Source organism: Streptomyces sp. NPDC031426 (assembly GCF_055581585.1).
Map to the genome: position 1 here is coordinate 1 of NZ_JBVIJE010000053.1, position 3,258 is coordinate 3,258.

Annotated in this window: 3 protein-coding genes; all 3 read left to right on the forward strand. The window is 66.6% G+C overall.

What is annotated here, in order from left to right; all coding sequences use genetic code 11:
• The first annotated feature begins 547 nt into the window (after positions 1-547).
• The 3 genes from ACZ5NH_RS43600 (at position 548) to ACZ5NH_RS43610 (ending at position 3,134) form a co-directional block, all read left to right on the forward strand.
• On the forward strand, positions 548-739 hold the full coding sequence (locus ACZ5NH_RS43600; RefSeq protein WP_153546330.1) for a ferredoxin: 192 nt from the start codon (positions 548-550) through the stop codon (positions 737-739).
• Positions 736-1,860, forward strand: a complete 1,125-nt coding sequence (locus ACZ5NH_RS43605) for an NAD(P)/FAD-dependent oxidoreductase (RefSeq protein ID WP_451005840.1) — start codon at positions 736-738, stop codon at positions 1,858-1,860. The genes ACZ5NH_RS43600 and ACZ5NH_RS43605 overlap by 4 nt, the downstream gene beginning before the upstream one ends.
• Positions 1,861-1,937: 77 nt before the next feature.
• Positions 1,938-3,134, forward strand: a complete 1,197-nt coding sequence (locus tag ACZ5NH_RS43610; RefSeq protein WP_451005839.1) for a cytochrome P450 — start codon at positions 1,938-1,940, stop codon at positions 3,132-3,134.
• Positions 3,135-3,258 lie beyond the last annotated feature (124 nt).

The following is a 3,258-nucleotide window of genomic DNA, read 5'->3' on the forward strand; positions in this document are numbered from 1 at the left end:
AGGTCCCGTCTTCATGCCCTGGCCACGGCAGGATCACCCGACCGGGAATCCGCGTTCGACCCGCACGTTCCATGATCGGTTGAGATACGGCTTCTGAGGCCAGCGCGGCCGACCGCTCCGTCAGGGTGCACAGCGCCGTCGTGACCATCTCGGCAGAGGGCAACCGCACGTCGGACACCTGATCCCGGCGATACCGCGGCGCCCGTTGTCAGGCTCCGGCTGTGCAGGCCAGGGCCGAGGGCCAGGCCCGCCCAGACGGCCTGTCAGGGGGTATCGAACTGGCGACCTCGCCGCATGAACCACCAGCCCAAACTGCCGCCACACCCGCGCTCACCAGGCCTTCTGCAACACGCTTTAGGGTCCGGGTAGCGGGGGTTTAGACGGCTTATTCATTGGTTTGGCCGATGCCACATATCGCAGCTACCTGTTGGACCTTTTGCCGCAGGTCGCCATAGCGTTCACAACCACCATCTCAATTCGTTCCGACGGCGGGTTACCGCTGTCGATCACAGGCTGCGTTCGCCGAAGAACTATGGAGGTGAAAGCAATGGAGCTGTCACTCCAGCAGGGCCGATGCGAAGGGTACGGGCTCTGCGAGGAAGCTGCGCCCACCGTCTACCGGCTGCCGGACGACTCCGACGTCGAACTGCTCTACACCACGGTGCCCGAGGAGCTCGCCACCGAGGCAGCTGCCGGCGCGCGGGCGTGTCCCGTCGCGGCGATCAAGCTGAGTCGGTGACCGCCACGAACGTGGTTGTAGTCGGCGCCTCCGCCGCGGGTACGGCCGCAGCCGAGGCGATCCGGAACGCCGGCCACGACGGACCGATCACCGTGATCGGGCAGGAGAGTGACCCGCCCTACACCCGCCCCGCCCTATCGAAGGCCTTGCTCCACGGCACGAGCACCGCGGAAGACGTGTCCTTGCCATCGCCTCGGGAGGGCATTGCGCTCCACCTGGGCGTGCGCGCGCTCGGGCTGGACCGGTCCAGGCGCGAGGTCCACCTGTCGGGTGGGGAGACTGTGTGCTACGACAAGCTCGTCATTGCCACCGGAGCCCGCGCCCGAACATTCAGGCCCGACGGACGGGGCGAGACCGTGCTGCGGTCGCTGTCCGACGCCCTGGTTCTACGAGAAACGCTCCATCGGATCAACTCCGTGGTGATCGTCGGGGGAGGCTTCATAGGGCTCGAGTTGGCCTCGGCGTGCGTGGCGGCCGGCCTTAGTACGACCGTTCTCGCGCGCGAAAACGGTCTCGCGTCGGGCCTGGGCCCCGAGATGTCGGCGTTCCTGACCCGCGCCGCGAGAACGCATGGCGTCGATGTGCGGTGCTGCGTCGGTGAGGTCACGCTCGAGGGAGACCCGGTGCATGCAGTCCGCACGGCGGACGGTATTACGCTCGAGGCGGACCTGGTAGTCACCGCGATCGGGTGCCGCCCGAACACCGACTGGCTCACTGACTCGGGAATCCCTGTCGACGGGGGCGTCCTCGTCGATGGCCGATGCCGGGTGGATGCCGACATCTCGGCTGCCGGTGACGTTGTCCGTATGGGTGGCGGAGCCCGCACACCGTTCTGGACCGCCGCGTTGGACCAGGCCCGAGTTGCTGGCGCCGCGCTGATCCGGGGTGATGAGGTGGCGCCCTACACGTCGTCGGAGTTCGTTTGGACCGAGGCGTTTGGGATGACCGTCAATATCCTTGGCCCCCTCCCGGTGTACGGCACGGCCGAGGCCCTGGCCGGGGAGTTGGGGCAGCGCTCCGCGCTGCTGCGGTGGCGTCGAGGTGACCTGTGCACTGTCGCCGCGATTAATCATCGGATTTCGCGTCGCAAGCTGCGGAGCCTGATCGGCCAGGACGCGTAGCAACGGGCTAACAGCAAGCGTCCAAAGAAACGCAGCCACCGAAGAGCAAGAACCAAATTTCGTTTCTGGAGTCGAGCGTGACAATCAACGACGAGAAGACCAGACCCGTACCCGAGAGCGACGTCGATCTCTTCGCCGACGACGCCCTCGCTGATCCGTATCCCTTGCTGAGGGTTCTGCGTGATATCGGTCCGGTGGTGAAGCTGGCACGGTACGGGTTTGCCGCGCTTACTCGCTACGACGCGGTCCGCGCGGCACTCGAGGACTGGGAGACCTTCTCCTCCGCGTCCGGTGTCGCGCTCAATCCGGCGATCAATGCCGCGATGGCGGGGACCATCATCAACTCCGATCCACCACACCACACCTCGTTGCGCTCAGTGCTTAGCTCGCGGCTCGCTCCACGGGCGCTGGCGGAGCTACGGCCCGCGATCGCCGAGAAGGCCGACCGATTCGTCGGTGAGCTTGTCGCTCGGGGTAGGTTCGACGCCGTCACAGACCTGGCGCGAACCTTTCCCGTGTCAATTGTCCTCGATCTGCTTGGCTTCCCCGAGGAGGGACGCGAGCAGCTCCTGCGGTGGGGTTCCTCTACCTTCGACGCGATGGGCCCCGATAACGCCCGCAGTGCGCGGGCTCTGCCGGTTGCCGGTGAGATGTTCGCCTGGCTTGCTGAGTCGTGTACCCCCGATCGCATGCGTGCCGGCGGTTTTGCCACCGCGATCCATGATGCGGCCGCGCGCGGCGACATCCCTCGGGAGGCTGTAACCCCCTTGATGGCGGGGTACTCCATTCCCGCCTTCGATACCACGATCAGCACGCTCGCGAGCGCAGTCTGGCTCTTTGCCCGCTTTCCCGATCAATGGGAGGCGGTGCGCCGCGACCGTAGCCTGATCCAGTCCGCGATCAACGAGGTCCTGCGCGTCGAGGCGCCCATCCCGTTGTTCGCCCGCGTGCTCACGAGGCCGTATGTCCGTGAAGGTTACAGGCTCGAGGAGGGCGAGCGGGTACTGCTGCTGTTTGGGTCAGCCAACCACGACGAACGGCAGTACCCAGATCCAGACCGCTTCGATGTCCGACGTTACGCGGCTGATCACCTGAGCTTCGGCTACGGCATCCACGCGTGTGCGGGGCAGGGTCTAGCGAAGCTGGAGATTCACGCGGTCCTCGACGCCCTGGCCCGCCGCGTCAAGCACATCGAGCTTCAGGGCCCGCCTCGACGCGACGAGCTCAACAACATGACGCGGTCGCTTTCCTCATTGCCGGTCGCCGTGTCCTGATGCGCGTTCCCGGAGTAGGGGGGGGGGGGGGGGGGGGGGGGGGGGGGGGGGGGGGGTCCCCCCCCCCCCCCCCCCCCAAAGACCCCAAACCCTGGGTGCCTGTTTTTCCCTCGCGGTAGTGTTC